Origin of the sequence: Providencia sp. PROV114 (assembly GCF_032704305.1) — a bacterium.
In the GTDB taxonomy this organism is placed as follows: domain Bacteria; phylum Pseudomonadota; class Gammaproteobacteria; order Enterobacterales; family Enterobacteriaceae; genus Providencia; species Providencia rettgeri.
The window spans coordinates 3,468,211-3,487,054 of record NZ_CP120528.1; the positions used below are offsets into that span (position 1 = coordinate 3,468,211).

The 18,844-nt window shown below is 43.9% G+C and carries 17 protein-coding genes; 15 read left to right on the forward strand and 2 right to left on the reverse strand.

What is annotated here, in order from left to right; translation table 11 throughout:
* Together hybO and hypF are read right to left on the reverse strand one after the other, a co-directional pair.
* A complete protein-coding gene (gene hybO, locus P3L37_RS15510) occupies window positions 1–1,119 on the reverse strand; it encodes a hydrogenase 2 small subunit (RefSeq protein WP_004908437.1) in 1,119 nt (372 codons plus the stop codon).
* A 592-nt stretch (window positions 1,120–1,711) separates the two neighbouring features.
* Window positions 1,712–4,006 (reverse strand): carbamoyltransferase HypF, encoded by a 2,295-nt coding sequence (hypF, locus tag P3L37_RS15515; RefSeq protein WP_272667399.1) that lies wholly within the window; start codon window positions 4,004–4,006, stop codon window positions 1,712–1,714.
* A 485-nt stretch (window positions 4,007–4,491) separates the two neighbouring features.
* Between hypF and P3L37_RS15520 the strand changes: the two genes are divergently transcribed.
* From P3L37_RS15520 to P3L37_RS15590, 15 genes are all read left to right on the forward strand, one after another.
* Window positions 4,492–5,421, forward strand: a complete 930-nt coding sequence (locus P3L37_RS15520) for an MBL fold metallo-hydrolase (RefSeq protein WP_109911739.1) — start codon at window positions 4,492–4,494, stop codon at window positions 5,419–5,421.
* A 354-nt stretch (window positions 5,422–5,775) separates the two neighbouring features.
* Window positions 5,776–6,090, forward strand: a complete 315-nt coding sequence (nirD, locus tag P3L37_RS15525) for a nitrite reductase small subunit NirD (RefSeq protein WP_004908430.1) — start codon at window positions 5,776–5,778, stop codon at window positions 6,088–6,090.
* Between the two features lie 2 nt (window positions 6,091–6,092).
* Window positions 6,093–6,401 carry a recombinase-like helix-turn-helix domain-containing protein gene (locus P3L37_RS15530; RefSeq protein ID WP_004908428.1) on the forward strand — a complete coding sequence of 103 codons (309 nt, stop codon included), beginning with the start codon at window positions 6,093–6,095 and terminating at the stop codon, window positions 6,399–6,401.
* A gap of 57 nt (window positions 6,402–6,458) precedes the next feature.
* On the forward strand, window positions 6,459–7,499 hold the full coding sequence (locus P3L37_RS15535) for an aromatic ring-hydroxylating oxygenase subunit alpha (RefSeq protein ID WP_004908426.1): 1,041 nt from the start codon (window positions 6,459–6,461) through the stop codon (window positions 7,497–7,499).
* Window positions 7,492–8,247 (forward strand): SDR family oxidoreductase, encoded by a 756-nt coding sequence (locus P3L37_RS15540; protein WP_109911738.1) that lies wholly within the window; start codon window positions 7,492–7,494, stop codon window positions 8,245–8,247. The genes P3L37_RS15535 and P3L37_RS15540 overlap by 8 nt, the downstream gene beginning before the upstream one ends.
* 33 nt (window positions 8,248–8,280) lie before the next feature.
* Window positions 8,281–9,057: an IclR family transcriptional regulator gene (locus P3L37_RS15545; protein ID WP_004908423.1), complete on the forward strand. Its 777-nt coding sequence runs from the start codon at window positions 8,281–8,283 to the stop codon at window positions 9,055–9,057.
* Between the two features lie 109 nt (window positions 9,058–9,166).
* Complete coding sequence (locus P3L37_RS15550) at window positions 9,167–10,084, forward strand: VOC family protein (protein ID WP_109911737.1); 918 nt, start codon at window positions 9,167–9,169, stop codon at window positions 10,082–10,084.
* Between the two features lie 4 nt (window positions 10,085–10,088).
* On the forward strand, window positions 10,089–11,306 hold the full coding sequence (locus P3L37_RS15555; RefSeq protein ID WP_109911736.1) for an NAD(P)/FAD-dependent oxidoreductase: 1,218 nt from the start codon (window positions 10,089–10,091) through the stop codon (window positions 11,304–11,306).
* Window positions 11,307–11,326: 20 nt separating this feature from the next.
* A complete protein-coding gene (locus P3L37_RS15560) occupies window positions 11,327–12,607 on the forward strand; it encodes an MFS transporter (protein ID WP_004908419.1) in 1,281 nt (426 codons plus the stop codon).
* Window positions 12,608–12,632: 25 nt separating this feature from the next.
* Window positions 12,633–13,145 carry a cupin domain-containing protein gene (locus P3L37_RS15565; protein WP_004908416.1) on the forward strand — a complete coding sequence of 171 codons (513 nt, stop codon included), beginning with the start codon at window positions 12,633–12,635 and terminating at the stop codon, window positions 13,143–13,145.
* Window positions 13,146–13,160: 15 nt separating this feature from the next.
* Window positions 13,161–14,000: an alpha/beta fold hydrolase gene (locus tag P3L37_RS15570; RefSeq protein WP_109911734.1), complete on the forward strand. Its 840-nt coding sequence runs from the start codon at window positions 13,161–13,163 to the stop codon at window positions 13,998–14,000.
* A 10-nt stretch (window positions 14,001–14,010) separates the two neighbouring features.
* The gene (locus P3L37_RS15575) at window positions 14,011–14,805 is read left to right on the forward strand and encodes an SDR family oxidoreductase (RefSeq protein ID WP_109911733.1); all 795 of its coding nucleotides are present in this window, start codon (window positions 14,011–14,013) and stop codon (window positions 14,803–14,805) included.
* Between the two features lie 11 nt (window positions 14,806–14,816).
* The gene (locus P3L37_RS15580; protein ID WP_110731713.1) at window positions 14,817–15,608 is read left to right on the forward strand and encodes an aspartate dehydrogenase; all 792 of its coding nucleotides are present in this window, start codon (window positions 14,817–14,819) and stop codon (window positions 15,606–15,608) included.
* A gap of 13 nt (window positions 15,609–15,621) precedes the next feature.
* Window positions 15,622–17,091, forward strand: a complete 1,470-nt coding sequence (locus P3L37_RS15585) for an aldehyde dehydrogenase (RefSeq protein WP_110731712.1) — start codon at window positions 15,622–15,624, stop codon at window positions 17,089–17,091.
* 41 nt (window positions 17,092–17,132) lie between these two features.
* Window positions 17,133–18,776: a thiamine pyrophosphate-binding protein gene (locus P3L37_RS15590; RefSeq protein WP_110731711.1), complete on the forward strand. Its 1,644-nt coding sequence runs from the start codon at window positions 17,133–17,135 to the stop codon at window positions 18,774–18,776.
* The last annotated feature ends 68 nt before the right edge of the window (window positions 18,777–18,844 follow it).

Sequence of the window (18,844 nt, forward strand, 5' to 3'; positions counted from 1 at the left end):
TTATTCTCCCCGTGAGTCAGTATCTTGTTGGCGTTTTTGACGGCCTAATTCACGTACCGCCATCACGCTGACGCCAGCCACTAACCCGACAACACCACCGATTAATCCCACAGCAGTAGATGAAATTTGGCCACCTTCACGATTATTGACATCCGGTTTATCCACCCGTGGTGTTGGGTTTTCCACGCTCGCCAACTGATGGATCGCTTTGTGAAAGCCGACATTTTCCTCATTACAGCCATAACAAGGGTGACCAATTGCCACAGGCCAGACACCGCCAACATCACAGAATTGTAATGTGGAACAGTTCCCGTAAGTTTCAGGCCCCTTACAGCCTAAATGGTATAAACACCAACCTTCACGATGACCATCATCACCGAACTCTTTTGCGAAGCGGCCCGCATCAAAATGAGGGCGACGCTCACAGTGTTCATGAATTAAACGACCGTACGCGAACATTGGACGATTTTTACTATCCAATTTTGGTGGGCGATTAAACGTAATTAAGTGCGCGACTGTCGCAAGGAAATTATGTGGATTAGGCGGGCAACCTGGAATATTGATAACTGTTTTATCTTTAATCACTTGGTTTAAACCCACAGCTCCTGTTGGGTTATCGCCTGCTGCAGCAACACCACCCCACGAAGCGCAAGAACCAATCGCAATCACAGCTGCGGCGTGTTCAGCCACTTCACGAATATGCTCAACAATCGGCTTACCCGCTACCATGCAATAAATACCGTTATCTTTTAGTGGGATAGAACCATCGACAACTAAAACATATTTTCCTTTGTACTTTTCAATTGCGTTATGTTTGTTTTGCTCAACTTGCTCACCAAAGGCAGCAGACAACACCTCGTGGTATTCCAATGAAATGGTATCGAGAATTAAATTTTCTAACGTAGGATGAGTGGAACACAACAAAGATTCTGTACATCCCGTACACTCTTGGGCACCAATCCAAATGACCGGTGGCCGTGCTGGGTCACTAATAGATTCCGCTATTTGGGCTGCAGCCTTCCCGCTTAATCCCATTGTCGCGGCCAGTGCTGTACATAACTTCATAAAATCACGGCGGTTAATGCCATGCGAAGAAATAATAGAGTTATCTCCTATCATTCTTTTTTCCTATTATTATGGGTGGCTTAGAACCTATTCATTAGGCAATTTTTGTTTATTATCTTAAGGTTATAGATACCACAAAGCCCTGTGTACAAATGAGGCACACACCTTTGGCTTGTATTTTTCTATTTAAAAAGTTAACAAAACTAAGTCTAATGAAATAAATTCTTATTTAAGTAACCTGATGCATAAATATAAAATAAGATCCTATTCCTACCGCGTCCAAATCATTTGATCTTCATCAAGAGGCAATAAGAAATTTTAATTTTTTTATATATTTGCTAGAAAAATCGATTCAGTAAACCGTATTGAAAAAAGAAAAGAAATATAAATAAATGGATTTAATTTTCAATAATGCGTTATATATCACATCATTTAAAATATAAAATTCTTTTATTTTCATTGCTATATTGAAATTCATTATTGCAACTTAATTAATTAAGCGGAATGTGTGTATTAATAATAAACAATCCATTAATATAAACATGAACATGCTAAATAAGAATCAATATCAAAAAAAACAATATAATCCATTAAATATAATAAACTGCAAAGTTATAAGTGGATATACAATCTTATAAATATAATACTATTCATCAATAATAGATTCATGTTTCAATATTGCAGAAGCGATAGCTACCTGCCCAAGTGATAGCCCCCCATCGCCCATGGGAAATTGTTTTGCATATAACACATCGAACTCAGATAGATTATTCACTAATAGCTCTCGCAATAGTTGGTTATGAATCACACCACCTGACAAAACAATTTGCTTAGTACCATATTGGTTCGCTGATTTCCTTGCAAGCTCGGCAAAACCTTGCGCTAATGCCACATGAAATGCATGCGCCCGTTGTGGTTTAGGCGCACAGTACGTCATCCATTGTTGCCAAAATGTGTGTAAATCCAATTGTTGACCAACTAACGGCATAGTGACCGGATGCGTAGTCACAGGTGACTTCATTGCAATCGCCTCAAGTTGGCAAGCGGCTTCCCCTTCCCAACTGGTTTGCGCCGTACAAATACCTAACACTGCAGCAACCGCATCAAAAAGCCGCCCAGTGGATGAAGCCATTGGGCTATTAATTCCTTTTTCAATTGCTTTTTGTAAGCCTTGCCAAGGAAATGACATTAAATAAGCGGCACTTTCTTGCTTTTGCCACTGGGGAACAAACTGTAAACAATGAGCAAGGAAATTACGCCATGGCTGGCGAGAAGCTAATTCCCCTCCCGGTAGTGCAACTGGAGGTAACCCCCCTAGATATTGACTGGACTTATAATCCACCAGTAAGCATTCACCTCCCCATAAGCGGTCGTCATCGCCATACCCCAACCCATCGAGAGCTAACCCAATAACTTTATTACTATTTAACGGTAAGCCATGCTCGGCCATTACCGCAGCAATATGCGCATGATGATGCTGCACTTTTAGTAATGGAATTTGTAATTGCTGTGATAACGCCTCCCCATAGCGCGTACTCACATAACTAGGATGCCTATCACTGACTATCGCTGCTGGCGTGAAACGATAAATAGATTCAAATAATGCAATCGCAGACTGATATTGTTCGAAAATATCCATGTCATCAAGATCGCCAAAATGTTGGCTCATTACCGCACTTTTGTCTCGCAATAAACAAAAGGTATTTTTAAGATCCGCCCCTAAGGCCAGTATTGATGGCGAATTTTCAAACCCTTCAGGTAAGTCAATGGCATCAGGAACATAGCCCCGTGCACGGCGGAGCATTTCCGCTTTCCCATCATGATAACGCACCAATGAGTCATCTGCACGTTGGACGATATCGCGATTATGAGTGAGGTAAACGTCAGCGATATTGGCTAAATCTGCCAGCGCAGCTTGCTCACTCAACACAGGGGGCTTTCCAGATACATTTCCTGACGTCATCACTAATGGGCGATTAACTTGTGCCATTAATAGGTGTTGCAACGGATTAGACGGCAACATGACACCGACTTCCGCTAGGTTTGGCGCAATATATTGGCTTAATACATGATTTTTCCAATTTTTGATCAATACAATCGGGGCTGCTGGGCTTTTTAATAATGCACATAGCCCATCACTAGGCGGCATATTGTGCAACTCTAACCAATTCAGTGATGGGATCATTACCGCCAGTGGCTTAGTTGGGCGGCATTTACGAACGCGCAAAGCCTCTACCGTCTCATCATGACTCGCATCACAAGCAAGGTGAAAGCCCCCGATCCCTTTAATAGCAACAATTTTCCCTGCCAATAGCTGTTGAGCAGCCAAGAGTAATGCGTTCTCTTTATTTGCAATCGTTTTTCCTGATGAGTCGCATAATTTAATTTCAGGGCCACACACCGCGCACGCATTGGGTTGTGCATGAAATCGTCTATCTGCTGGGGATTGATATTCCTCTAAACAATTAGGGCACAAGGGAAAATCAGCCATTGCGGTATTGGGCCTGTCATAAGGCATATGGCGAATTATCGTGAAACGCGGGCCGCAATGCGTGCAATTTATGAATGGGTAATGAAAGCGCCTATTTGATGGAGTGAAAAGCTCTTGTTGGCATGCATCGCAAGTGGCGGCATCAGGGATCACTTGGGTATCCATTTTGCCTTCACCACTACGGCGAATAGTAAATGCGTTGGGTAATTTATCCCATTGAAAAGATTGCGGTTCAATACTTTCTATATGGGCTAACGGTGGGCAGTTTTGGTACAATAACTGGGTAAATTCAGTGATATCCGAATCAATACATAAGCGCACTAGCACCCCTTCGCCATCATTACAGACATCACCTAATAGTTTGCATTGGTGGGCTAATTGCCAAACATAAGGGCGAAACCCGACCCCCTGAACTTTCCCTTTAATGCGTAACTGTATACCACTTTTCACTGAGATATCCTCTTACCACTGTAAGGATATTTTCGCGCTAAAACATAAAAAAAGCTTCACTTGAGATCAAGAAAAGTCGTGGAAGTACAATTGACTGATTCATTTTTCAAAAACCGATTCATTAATTAGCAATACAATAATGATTGCATTAAAAAATAGAGCCTATCATTTATTCATTAAGAATTCTAAACAGTCTTAAATATAAACTTAAAATCCAATTTAACTTGAATGCGTAAACAATATAACTTTCTCTATTAAATAATATTAGAATTATAGCTAATTTGATTAATTATTTTCAGAATTATTTTCTATAAATCAACATAAATAACCTTTCTAAATCATTCACCTAGTCCATAAGAACGATAGTATCCCGTCATACATAAACGTAGACTCATTCACATATTAACAATATAGCAACATCTTGGGATAAATGAATATTATTCATAAAAAAACTCAATCTATTAATAATATAAAGAGGTGATACTTTGAAATTAAAACAACTTTTCGTTTCTCTTTCTATCGGTGCTGCGCTATTTGGTGCTAGCCATCTAGCTAGTGCAGATGAAATTATTACGCTTGGAACAAAAGGCGGTCCTTCCTTATTAAATGAAAAACGCTTGCCGCAATCTACAGCATTTATCAAGAACGATAAAATATACCTATTTGATGCGGGATACGGAGCAAGTTTGCGATTAGTTCAATCAAAAGCCCCATTAAAAAACCTTGATTCTATCTTTATTACCCACCTTCACAGTGACCATGTTGCCGATTACCCAGCCCTACTGTTAAATGCCTGGAACAGTGGTTTAAACCATAATATCGCTGTTTATGGCCCTGTTGGAACGGAAAGTATGACAAAAGGTGTTTGGGATACATTTAGTCGCGATATTGATTTACGCGTTAAAGATGAAGGTAAACCTGATTTGCGCCAAATGGTTACAGCAAAAGATATTCAAGAAGGGCCTGTACTCAAGAATGATGATGTCGAAATTAGTGCCTTATTTGTTCCACACCCACCTTTTAACTCAGACGAAGCCCTCGCTTATAAAATACAATCTGGCGGAAAAACTATCGTTATTACTGGTGATATGATTGATAATAGCCAAATCATTGAATTTGCTAAAGATGCTGACTATTTAATCAGTGAAGTCGTCTTAGTTTCTGGGGTGGAAAATTTAGCAAATCGTATCGGCAACGGTTCAACGCTGGCAAAAGCGATTATTTCCCACCATACGACCGCAGAAGATGTCGGCAAAATAGCCCAACAAGCCAATGTAAAACACCTTGTACTTACCCACTTAGTTCCTGCAGATGACCCATCCATTACCGACGATGTGTGGATTAATGAAGTGAGAAAACAATACTCAGGTCCAGTAACGGTCAGTAAGGACTTACAACGTTTTGAGGTGAAATAGTTTATTTGAATATATCATCAATAGGATATTGCATGTAATCTCTTAATATCCTATTGATATTAACTTATATACTGAGCCTATTATCCTATAGCTTATTTTTCACTTTTCTCCATAACTCATCCCCCCAAACACCGTAAATGAGTAGTCCTATTTGAATAAATCTTTCACAAGTTTCTCATATGAAACCAAACTCCATCATAACCTCGACACGCCCCACATTTTGAAACGAATATTTTACATACAGCCAACATTTGATTGACTAATAATCATCCATACAATTAATCTGGTTTTAAATAAAAAACAATGTTTCACCTATGAAACAAAATGTTACAGCACATTCAAAAGGAGAAAACCATGAGCTGGGTTGCAGTCTGCGATATCTCACAAGTTCAAGAAGAATTTCCTTTTTCCGCCAAAGTTGATAATGCCGAAATTGGGATCTTCTTAGTTGAAGACCAATATTATGCCTTAGAAGATGTTTGCCCACATGCCTACGCTCTGTTAAGCCAAGGTTTTGTTGAAGATGGCAAAGTGGAATGCCCATTACATGAAGCCGTTTTTGATATTAAAACAGGTAAATGTTTACGCGAACCCGGTGGGCGAGATCTCAAAACCTACCAAACACGCGTTCACGACAACCAAATCGAAATCAGTTTGATTGAGGAGTAGAAATGGAACCCATTCAAAATTTTAACCCGTATTTGCCGGCGAATAACCAAATCATCCCAGCGCGAGAAGGCGGTAAAGGCAGTATTCAGGCACCAGGAAGTGCACCGAATATCGTTTGGCAAACACGTTCACGTCTCCCAGATGAATATGAAAATAAACTTATTTTTGCACTGGAAACGCTATTCGCCGCAGGCACTGAATCACTTGAAGAATTAGTTAGCGCATTAAATCAACAACAATTATATGACCGACAAGGGCACCCTTGGTCTACCAGCAGTTTCCGCGAATTTCTTCTTGTCAATGGTTACTAATACATTGTCATAAAAAGAAAATAAAACAAAAACACTTTTGATAAACGGAAGCAAACGATGACAACGAATACACAACTTCAAAACTATCAAGATTACCTCGATGTCGGATTACGAGGGCAATGGTACCCCGTATTATCCAGTTGGGAAGTGAGCAGCGACCCCATCGGTATTACCCGTTTAGAAGAACAAATTGTCCTTTGGCGTGATGATAAAGGCCAAATTCACGCACTAGAAGACAGATGCCCACACCGCGGAGCCCGTTTATCAATGGGTTGGAACCTAGGTGAACGTATTGCCTGTTGGTACCACGGCGTCGAAGTCGGTGGTGATGGCGTCGTTAAAGATGTTCCAGCGGTCAGTCAATGCCCTCTTGAAGGTCAAAAATGTTTAAAAACCTATCCCGTTCAAGAAATTCATGGCGCTATCTTCCTCTATTTTGCGGTAGTTGACGGTGAAACACCTCCAGCCCTTGAGTTTCCTGAAGAGTTAGCTGATGACGAAAACCATAGCAATTTCCTCTGCACTGCATCGTGGAAATGCAATTACCAATATGCATTAGAAAACGTGATGGACCCAATGCATGGCACCTATCTCCATTCATCATCACACTCAATGGCAGAAGGTGATAAACAATCAGAAATGATCCTAGAAGCAACAAAAAATGGGTTTATTTTCCGTAAAAATGACCAAATTGGTGTCAACTTCGACTGGGTGGAATTTGCGAGTACAGGAGCAAATTGGCTACGTTTATCTATCCCATATCAAAAACGCTTCGGCCCTGGCGGGCACTTTTGGATTATCGGCATGGTCGTACCTGAAGACCGTCACCACACTCGAGTTTTCTTTTGGCGTATTCGCAAAGTGAAAGACTGGCAACGTGATTTATGGCGCTTTATGTACCGCAACCGCCTAGAAGGGCTACATTGGGATGTCCTAGAACAAGATCGCATTATTTTGGAAAACCTCACACCAAATGCACGGGATAAAGAGTTTCTTTATCAACACGATGTGGGGTTATCTCGCCTACGCCGCATTATGCAACGTGAAGCGAAGAAACAGTTTGACTTAATAAACAATAAGGAAACTGAAAATGCATGATGTCTTGTCAGGAAAACGCATCGTAATCACAGGCGCTGCAAGAGGGCTTGGCTTTAGCTTTGCACAAGCCGCTGCAGAGCAAGGCGCTCAAGTTATCTTGTGTGACATCCTCGAACAGCGATTACAAGAAAGTGTCGAGTCCATACAGCAACAAGGTTTTGAAGCCCAAGGTGTTTCTCTCGACTTAGCGGATCCTGACTCAATCACTCATGCATTCGACAGTATTGGCCAACAAGGTGCAATTGATGGGCTGATTAATAATGCGGCTCTGGCAACAGGAGTGGGTGGAAAACTGCTCGATGAATATGACTTGGCGCTATGGGATAAGGTTATGACCGTCAATGTCAGAGGAACGTGGCTAGTCACCAAAGCTGCTCTTCCTTTTTTAAAGCAGAGCTCCCGCGGGAAAATTATCAATATTGCTTCTGACACCGCACTTTGGGGAGCTCCCAAGCTGATGGCCTATGTCGCCAGTAAAGGGGCTATCATCAGTATGACACGCTCAATGGCACGTGAACTCGGAGTTCACCGTATTTGCGTCAACGCGATTGCTCCGGGACTCACAAAAGTCGAAGCGACCCAATACGTCCCAGCCGAGCGCCACCAGCTATATGAAAATGGCAGAGCATTACAAGGGGAGCAGATGCCCGAAGACGTTACAGGAACCGCTTTGTACTTGCTTTCGCCTATGGCTGATTTTGTTACAGGACAGCTAATCCCAGTTAATGGTGGCTTTATTTTTAACTAATTTCGCCATTTTGTCGGTAAAGAGGTGAGGACCATGAATTCAACATGTAAATATCTGGTACCCGGTTTGGAAAAAGGGCTACAGCTTCTTTTGCTACTTGCAGAACAGCACCGTGAGCTCACATTTGCCGAGATCCTTCGCTTAGTCGATATGCCCAAAGCAACGGCTTACCGTGCGATTCAAACCTTAGTGCACTTGGATTTCCTCGTCCAACACCCGCGTACTGGGGCATTTTCATTAGGCCGCAAAGTACTCAGCCTTGGTCTTGGCTATATTGCATCGCTCGATTTAACCCAGTTAGGCCAGCCGATTATCGAGCAACTCAGAGACCGAAGCCAATGTAACAGCCATTTAGTCATTCGAGATGGCCGAGACATTATTTACATCGCCAGAGTCAGTGGCGCAGAATCAAAAATTAACCATGTTAGCGTAGGCACGCGTTTATTAGCCCATCGAACCTCACTCGGTCGTATGCTACTCAGTGGGTTAACTCGCGCTGAATTCGATGCACTTTACCCAGACGATGAGCTACCCGACAACGCAGGCAGCAAGCAGGAATTTTGGCAAATGATCCAAGCTGACAAACTGCGAGGCTATGTGATTGGTGAATCATTTTATCGTCGAGGAATTTCATCCATTGTTTACCCTGTTTATAACCAAGCGAATGGCGTAGAAGCGGTGATTAGCATCATGGTGCCAATGAATAGCATCCCTGCACAAGAGTGCCGGCGATTACAAAATGAAGTGAGCTATGCAGCCCAAAAACTCACTGAATTTATAGGTGGCATGAGCCAAGCAAAAGCCGTTTAGCGTTAACCGAATATCATCCACACATTTTTAGGTTTATTGCCATAAGCCTCAGGTTCTTTTTGCCCAAAAAAACCTTTGGCAATAACACCAATCGATAGAGGACTTTACAATGTCAGTGATTGGAATAGAAAAATTAGAATTTGGTGTTGAAGATATCCCTAGCTGCCAGAAATTTTTACATGATTTTGGCCTTCAAGCAGCCTCTGATAACGCCTCGTTATTCACCACGTTATCGGGTGCTGAAATACAGTTATTTTCCTACCAAGATCCAAATTTACCCGTACCTTTTGAAGCAGGTTCAACACTGCGTCGCATTACGTGGGGAGTTGAAAGCCCAGATAAACTCAAGGAGATCATTGAGAAAATTAGGCCTTGTGATGGTTTTCAACTGACGTCAAATGGCGCACAGTGCCGTGACCCAAATGGCATGACGGTCGCTTTCACTATTAGTAAACAAAAAACGGTTGAATTAGAGGTCACCGCTATCAACCAATGGGGAGATATTCGCCGCATTGATAAACCCAGCCCAGTTTACGAAAAAGCCACGCCAATTAACGTCGGTCACGTAGTATTTTTTGTTGATGACTTACCTTCTACAGAAGCGTTCTATTGCCAAAAACTGGGTTTTCAAGTTTCAGACCGTTATATCGACCGTGCCGTCTTTTTACGGACACAAATAAACGGTTGCCACCATAACCTGTTTTTGCTGAAGCTTCCTCATCGTGGCAGCGGCCTCAACCATGTCGCTTTTACGGTTCGTGATATCCATGAAGTGATTGGCGGCGGTCTGGCAATGAACCGCCATCAATGGAGCACCTTTATTGGTCCAGGCCGGCACCCTATCTCATCCGCTTACTTTTGGTATGTCAACAGCCCAACAGGTGGGGCTTTCGAATATTACACCAATGACGATTACCTAACCGATAAATGGCAGCCACGCGAACTGGAACATTCCTTAGTTTCATTTACGGAATGGGCTGTGGAAGGTGGTCTCGATTATGAAACTCGCCGCCAAGTTAAGGAGTAACGCCATGAGCTCATTAATCCAAGGCGGTATTGTCATTATCGGTGGGGGTCAGGCAGGTGGTTGGGCAGCAAAAACCCTACGCGATGAAGGTTATCAAGGTATTATTTCGGTGATCAGCGATGAAAACCATGATTTTTATGAGCGCCCACCGCTGTCTAAAGCCGCATTGACACAGGAGAGTTTTTCATTATCGCGCTTATTCAGCGAACAAGAAACTAATGCCTTAAATTTACAGTGGTTTCGCCCACTACGTGCCACCAAAATTGATAGCCAAACCCAATGTATTTATTTAAGTGATGGTCGTGCCATTACGTTTGACAAATTACTGCTCGCGACAGGCGGTCGGCCTCGCTACCTGTCGAATCGTTGGCAGCAACATCCACAAGTATTTGCCTTACGTTCATGGGATGACGCGCAGAAATTACGTAGTGCGCTGCTCTCTGCACAAAAAATTGCCATTATTGGTGGTGGTTGGATTGGCTTAGAAGTTGCCGCTTCCGCTCGAAAAATGGGGATTGATGTCACGATTTTTGAGCGGCAAAGCCGCTTATGCGAACGAAGTGTACCGCAGAATGTTTCAGAGGCTCTTGCATTACGCCACACACAAGCAGGTGTTCATGTCATAACCGATTGTGGAGATATCGAACTTGGCGAGCCGACAACAAGTGGATTACAAATTAGTTGCCAAAAACAGCCTTCGCAAAATTTCGATCTCGCTGTTATGGGGATTGGTGTTGAATTAAATCTCGAACTTGCCAAAGAAGCGGGTCTTGATGTTACCCACGGTATTGTGATTAATCACCATGGGCAGACTTCTCACCCAAATATTTACGCTGCGGGCGACGTCGCTTGCCATCCAACACTGTCCTTATGTTTACAGTCATGGGCTTATGCGCAAAACCAAGCCATCACCACAGCAAAAGCCATGCTAAACCCGCAGTCTGAAGGGTTCAATGAACTCGCTTGGTTATGGTCAGATCAATACCAGGACAACATCCAAATTTTAGGTGTCCCAACCTCACAAAAATTAAAACATATTCAACGGTATACCCCTAATTCAGAGGTTCATTTTGCTTTAAATGAAAGCAATGAATTGGTGCAAATGATTGCATTTAATGATGCACGTGCCATCAAACTAGGTAAACGTTGGATACAAGGCCACCGCAAATTGGACCCTTCACAACTTGCTGATCCCACATTTTCATTAATGTCACTGAAATAGTGCCCAGCAGGAGAAATCTCATGGCTAATCAGACTATAACCTTACAAAATTCAGAGCATGATCAAGTCGAGCAAGATGTTCCTGAAAAGATCAATTGGTTGATCCCTATCGGGCTGTTTTCCTGTGTACTACTGGCTTTCTTCGATAAAATCAGTATTGCAGCTCTATTTTCTGACGAAAAATTTCAGCAAGCTCTGGGAATTGATTTTGACCCAACCCGTTTGGGGTTACTGATGAGCGCATTTTTATTCGCTTATGGTGTTTCTTCCATGCTACTAAGCGGTATTGGCGATAAATTTCACCCCACCAAAATGCTGCTATTTATGATCAGTAGCTGGTGTTTTCTCATGATTTTTATGGGATTCACACACCACTATGGCACGATGGTTTTTCTGCGTGTATTGCTAGGAATTGCCGAAGGGCCTTTGCTGGCAATCGCTTACGCCATTGTGCGCCGTACCTTTCCGCCAAAAATGCAAGCGCGTGCCACCATGATGTGGTTATTAGGCACACCGTTAGGCGCAGCATTAGGCTTTCCTATCTCATTGTATTTACTAAATAACTATGGTTGGCAAAGTACATTTTTTGTCATGGCCGCCTTTACTGTTCCTGTTTGGTGGCTTGTGGTGATTGGTATTCGCCATCCCAACTTAGTCAATCGTCAAGCTCAGACTAAAAATACAGCAGGTGAAACACTTCCAGCGGAACAATTGGCCGCGATGCGAGCCCATAAAAAACGCTTATTCCAAAATAGCCATTTTTGGATTATCTGCATGTTTAATATCGCTTTTCTTATCTACCTTTGGGGAATGAATGGTTGGTTACCCAGCTATTTAATTAAAGGTAAATCCATTCACTTAGAACATGCGGGAATTCTGTCATCCCTTCCCTTTATCGCCATGTTATTTGGTGAAGCCATCGGAGCGTGGTTATCAGATCGCTACGATCGCCGCGCACTCGTTTGTTTTATTTCACTACTTGGTGCCGTGTTAGGCCTTGCTGGTGTGTTATTTCTCACTGGCACCTACAGCATCATTCTTATGATGGCATTTAGCATGTTCATGTGGGGGGCGGGCGCACCAAATATCTTTGCTCTACTCGCAAAAGCCACACAAAAGCAAGTCAGTGCATTAGCAGGCGGTATTTTCAATGGGTTAGGAAACCTTGCTGGCGCCGCTGCACCGCTGGCAATGGGAGTTCTTATTACCGTCACTCACACTATGGATAGCGGGCTGTTATTTATCGTCGTCATAGGTTTATTCGGCAGCTTGTTACTAGTGCCTTTACTGAAAAAATATTAATTCATTTTTTATTGGAGATAACACCATGTCACAACCGCAAATCAAACCACAAGATATTCCAATGGCACAATGGATTGAGTCACGCATTGCTCGCCTTGAAGGGCGTAAATATGACTGGAATGCCCTGAAATTCCAAGCGGATTACGACCCTAAATATCGCCGCGCACAAATGCGCTATATCGGCACGGGTGCGACTGGCGTTGCTAATGATGTCAACACCGTTCCCGCAGAGAACTTTACCTTCTCCACCATGGTTCTCCCTGCCAAGTGTGAAGGGCCATTACACCTCCACCCCGATGTTGAAGAAGTGTTCTTTATGTTGAAAGGCACTATCACGTTGTTTGTAAAAGATGGCGATGAAGAGTATGAAACCGTACTGAAAGAGCGTGACCTAATTTCAGTCCCTGCGGGCATTTATCGTGGTTTATTTAACCATGGGGAAGAAGAAGCCTTAATGTGCGTCATGATAGGGACACCAAAACCTGCGATCCCAACATATCCCGAAGATCACCCTTTATCAAAAGTTAAACGTAACTAACAGGAGTCGTCAGTGATGAATTTGCTCAATAAAAAACTCCCGGAACCACTGATAGCAGACTTTGGCCAATATCGTCTCAATTGGCGAGAAGCAGGCCAAGGGCACCCAGTGGTATTGTTGCATGGTATCAGCTCTGGATCTGCTTCATGGGTAAGCCAACTGACCAGTCCATCACTGACAAAACACTATCATCTCTATAGCTGGGATGCGCCCGGCTATTTAGAAAGCCGTGAGCTAGAGACGACAACGCCTACCGCTATTGATTACGCAAATGCATTGAATGCTTTTATTGACAAATTAGCCTTATCAAACATCGTGTTAGTGGGACACTCTCTTGGCGCCATAATGGCAAGTGCTTTTGCCTCGCAATATCCCAATAAAGTTAAAGGCTTAATCTTAGCGAACCCCGCGCAAGGTTATGCAACAAAAAGCCCTGACCAACAAAAACAAGTTTACCAACAGCGGCAAGATATTGTTTTGAGTTCTGGTATTGAGGCATATGCGCAAAATCGTGCTGCTGCTTTGTTATCCGCCAACGCAACCACTGAGAAAGTCAATTGGGTTCAACAGAACATGAAGAAGCTCAACCCTAAAGGCTTCTTAGCCGCGGCGTGGATGCTAGCCCATGACGATATCAGCCAATATTTAAATCGCTATGATGGCCCATTGGAAATACTGGTTGGCACAGAAGATACCATTACGCCACCAGCACAAGTAGAGCAACTCGCACGCCAAAAAAACTGCCCCTATTTCCTGATAAACCAAGCGGGGCACGCCAGTTATTTAGATGCGCCAGATGCCTTTAACAACCATTTACAACAATTTTTAGAGACGCTCTATTGCCAAGCAGAATAAAGGAAGACTCATGAATTTACAGTTAAATAACCGTGTTGCTGTCGTGACAGGAGGAAGCTCCGGCATCGGCTTTGCAACCGTCAAACTCTTACTGGATGAAGGCTGTAAAGTGGCATTCTGCGGTCGTGATCAAGACAAACTCCAGCAAGCGCTTACAACATTACGAGAACATTACCCTCAAGGGCATTTTATCGCACAACCTTGTGATGTTCTTGATAAAACACAAACCGAAGCTTTCGCAAAACAGGTTCATCAACAATATGGGCACGTCGATATATTGATAAACAACGCAGGGCAAGGCTATGTCGCAAGCTATAGCAATACCCCCGAAGAAGCATGGTTACACGAAGCCCAGTTAAAACTATTTGGTGTAATTAACCCGGTGAATGCTTTCTTGCCACTCTTAGAGCAATCAAATATTGCTTCTATCACCTGTGTCAATTCACTGCTGGCCTTACAGCCTGAACCACATATGGTCGCCACCTCGGCGGCTCGGGCAGCATTATTAAACATGACGCTAAACTTGTCGAAAACACTGTTACCCAAAGGGATCCGTGTGAACTCTATTTTACTTGGCATGGTGGAGTCCGACCAATGGCGACGCCGCTTCGACAATCGCAGTGATAAAAATCTCGATTGGGAACAATGGATTGGTGATATCGCTAAAAAACGCGGCATTCCAATGCAACGTTTAGGAAAACCCGAAGAGCCCGCACGTGCCTTAGTCTTTTTAGCCTCCCCCATGGCGTCGTTTACCTCGGGTGCCGCTTTAGATGTTTCTGGTGGCTTTAGCCACCATATTTAAAGGATTTAACGATGAAAACACTCATGTTGATTGGTTATGGTGCAATGGCTCAAGAAGTGATTACTCGCTTACCTAATGAGATAGCCCTGCGTTACATTGTTGCCCGGCCCCATCACCATCAAGCCATTTTGGAACGCTTTAAAGGGGCAGTCACCCCCATCGATAACCTTGACAATAATATCATTCCACCGGATTTAGTGTTGGAATGTGCGGGTCACCAAGCCGTTAAACAATATGCACCAACGGTACTAGAAAGAGGCTGGACACTGGCCATTATCTCAACGGGAGCCCTTGCTGACACGGACTTTGAACAACACTTGGTCGCCTTAACCCAACGCCACCACAGCCAGTTAATTCCACTGACTGGCGCTGTTGCTGGTCTTGATGGCCTACGTGCCGCAAAAGAGGCGAATATCACCCATGTGACCTACCTGTCACGTAAAAGCCCTGCAAGTTGGCGCAATGGCGCGGCTGAGCGTTATGTCGATTTATCACAAGTGACACAGCCCACGGTGTTCTTTAGTGGCAGTGCCCGTGAAGCGGCACTGAATTTTCCAGCAAATGCCAATGTGGCTGCCACTGTTGCACTGTATGGCATAGGGATGGATGCCACCCAAGTACAATTGGTTGTTGACCCGACTACCACACAAAACTCACACTGCATTGATGTTACGGGCGATTTTGGCCATTTCTGCATTGAACTCAATGGAAATCCACTACCTTCAAATCCGAAAACATCGATGTTAGCTGCTTTAAGTGCTGTTGAAATTTGTCGTCGAGTCGCTGAACACCGAGCTATTTAATAGGAGCCCTATTATGAACAAAATGGATATTTTTGTTGGCGGTAAATGGCAGCTAGGTCGCGGGCCTGAAATGCAATCGCGTTTTCCGGGGGATAACCAGGTGATTGCGATCCTTAACAGTGCAAGTTTGGAAGATGTCGAAGATGCCGTAATTACGGCAGATAAGGCATGGAGATCGCCTTCTTGGCGTAATCTTCCCGCTCACCAGCGGGCAACTATCTTGTACAACGTGAGTCGCTTAATTGATGAAAACTGCGAAACATTAACTCAATTACAAACTTTGGATAACGGCAAGCCTTGGGCAGAAGCACGTGGCTTAGTGATGAGCGCAGCAGCAACCGCTCGCTACTTTGCGGCGGTTTGTGAAGTTTCAGGTGGTGAACTTCCTCCTCGTCGCCAGCCAGAGCTGATGACCATAAGTACCTACCAACCTATTGGCGTGATCGCTGCAATCACGCCATGGAACTCCCCGATTGCCAGTGATATGCAAAAAATTGCCCCAGCGATTGCGGCCGGTAACGCGGTCATCTTAAAACCCGCGGAAGCCACACCTCTAATTTCATTAAAATTGGCTGAGTTATTTGAGCAAGCAGGTTTACCCAGCGGCCTGTTGAGTGTGCTACCGGGTAAAGGTTCGATTGTCGGTGATGCACTGGTTCGCCACCCTCTGGTGAAAAAAATCTCCTTTACAGGTGGCACCAATACCGGACGACAACTGGCTCATATTGCAGCGGATAAACTTATCACCACGTCACTTGAACTTGGGGGAAAATCCCCAACTATCGTGTTGTCAGACGCTGACCTTGATATCGCTGCACATGGTGTTTGTTACGGTATCTTTAGTTCGATGGGGCAAGCATGCATTGCCGGTTCGCGCCTATTTGTGGCTAAAGATATCTACTCATCCTTTATGGAAAAGCTAACACAATTGACTCGCAACCTGATTATTGGTGACCCAAGGCAAGAGCGTGTTCATCTAGGGCCATTAATTTCCCCTTCGCACCGAGATAGCGTCAGAAACTATGTCGAACAAGCCGTTCAGCAAGGGGGGAAGATCCGTATTGGTGGAACTGCACCCGCTGACCCGGCACTCAAAGATGGCAACTACTTTTTACCGACGATTATCGAAGGCTTAAATAACCAATCTACGGTTTGCCAAGAGGAAATTTTCGGCCCCGTGCTCGTCGTAATGCCATTTGATGATGAAGAAGACCTCATTCAGCAAGCTAATGATTCTGTTTATGGGCTTGCCGCAGGTATTTGGACAAAAGATTACACTCGAGCATTTAAGCTCGCCGATGCGCTTGATGTCGGCACTGTTTGGGTCAATACCTACAAAGTTTTTTCTATTTCAACGCCATTTGGCGGCTTTAAAGAAAGTGGCATTGGCCGTGAAAAAGGCCTTGAAAGCCTCAAAGCCTATATGCAACAAAAAAGCCTATTTCTGGCACTTAACCCACAACCAAACCGTTGGTGTGAATAGCAAATCCGTCACCGGATTATGGCAGCATTGAGGAGAATAAAATGTCTGAAATGATTACAGTTGGCGAAGCTATCGCCAGAACACTTGAACAATACCAAGTCACAACGGTTTATGGGGTTATTTCAATTCATAACTTACCCATAGCAGATGCTATCGGGCGCCGGGACGTGATTGATTTTACGCCAAGTCGTGGGGAGGCAGGGGCCGTCACCATGGCGGATGCCCATAGCCGTTTTAGTGGCTTAGGGGTAGCGCTAACCAGTACAGGTGCAGGTGCTGGAAATGCTGTAGGATCAATGATTGAAGCTATGAATGCATGCTCCCCCATGATCCACATTACAGGCCAAGTTGAAAAAGCTTATCTGGATATGGACGCAGGGTTTATTCATGAAACACATGACCAACTCGGCTTTTTACGTTCGAGTTCAAAGCACGCTTTTCGTGTTCATACCCCCGAACAAGCCGTCGCCACGCTGCATAAAGCCATTCAAGTTGCTCAAACTATACCTTGTGGCCCTGTCTCTATCGAGATCCCAATTGATATTCAAAGTGCGCAAGTGCCATTATCTGTACTGAGTGCACCACTTCCCCCTTATAGGTTGCCTGACAGTTGTACATCGTTAGTCAATGCAATTTGGGACAAACTTCAACACGCTGCACAGCCGTTATTGTGGGTTGGCGCAGGAGCCCTACAAGCAAAAGATGCTGTCAAACGCCTTGCTGATGCAGGTATTGCCGTCATCAGCAGTACCCATGGACGAGGTATTTTATCGGATGACCATCCATTCAGCTTACGCGCTTTTCATAATGCAGATTCCGTTGATGCATTAATGCGTTCATGCGATTTAACTATCGTCGCAGGCTCACGTTTACGCAGTAATGAAACCAAAACATGGTCATTACCTTTGCCACACCCCATCATTCAAATCGATATAAACCCACTCGCCGCCAATCGCAACTATTTAGCTGACTTGACGGTAACTGGGGATTGTAAAAGTTTACTTGAAGCACTTGCCGATAAAATCGAACAAGCCAAGCGCCCTATCTCTACTCAGTGGAAAAAACAAGTGCAAGAGGCCGTACAGCAGGCTGAAGAACAACTAAGGCAACAATGTGGCCCTTATAGCCAACTCAGTGATGCCGTAGAGCAAGTCTTACCAAGCGATGGTATTTTTGTCCGCGACATTACGGTATCAGGGAGTTTATGGGGAAGCCGTTTACTCAAAGCGACCCAGCCAATGCACAACATTCACTCCTTAGCAGGCGCAATCGGGCTAGGACTCGCCATGGCAATTGGCAGTGCCAAAGCAAACCCTAATGTACCTGTTATTGGCTTAGTTGGTGATGGCGGGTTAATGTTAGGCGTAGGCGAATTGGCCACTATGGCACAAGAGCAGCTCCCAATTGTATTGATTATTATGAATGACCAAGGTTATGGCGTAATGCGAGGTATTCAGGAAAAATATTTCTCAGACCGCCAATACTATAATGAGTTACTCACCCCTTCATTTAGTCAATTAGCTCAATCGATGGGGATTCAAGCATTTACGATAGATAAAGCCACCGATTTTCAATCAACGCTCCGCCAAGCTGTCGACTTGAAGCAACCTGTTGTCGTTGAAGTGTTAATGAATCATATTGGTACAATGAATTTTTCAGGCCCCCCACAGAAAAAGTTATTTTAACTTTCACCATGGTTAGGGTGGCAATAAGCTACCCTATTTCATTGATAGATAATGATGCAAACGATTAA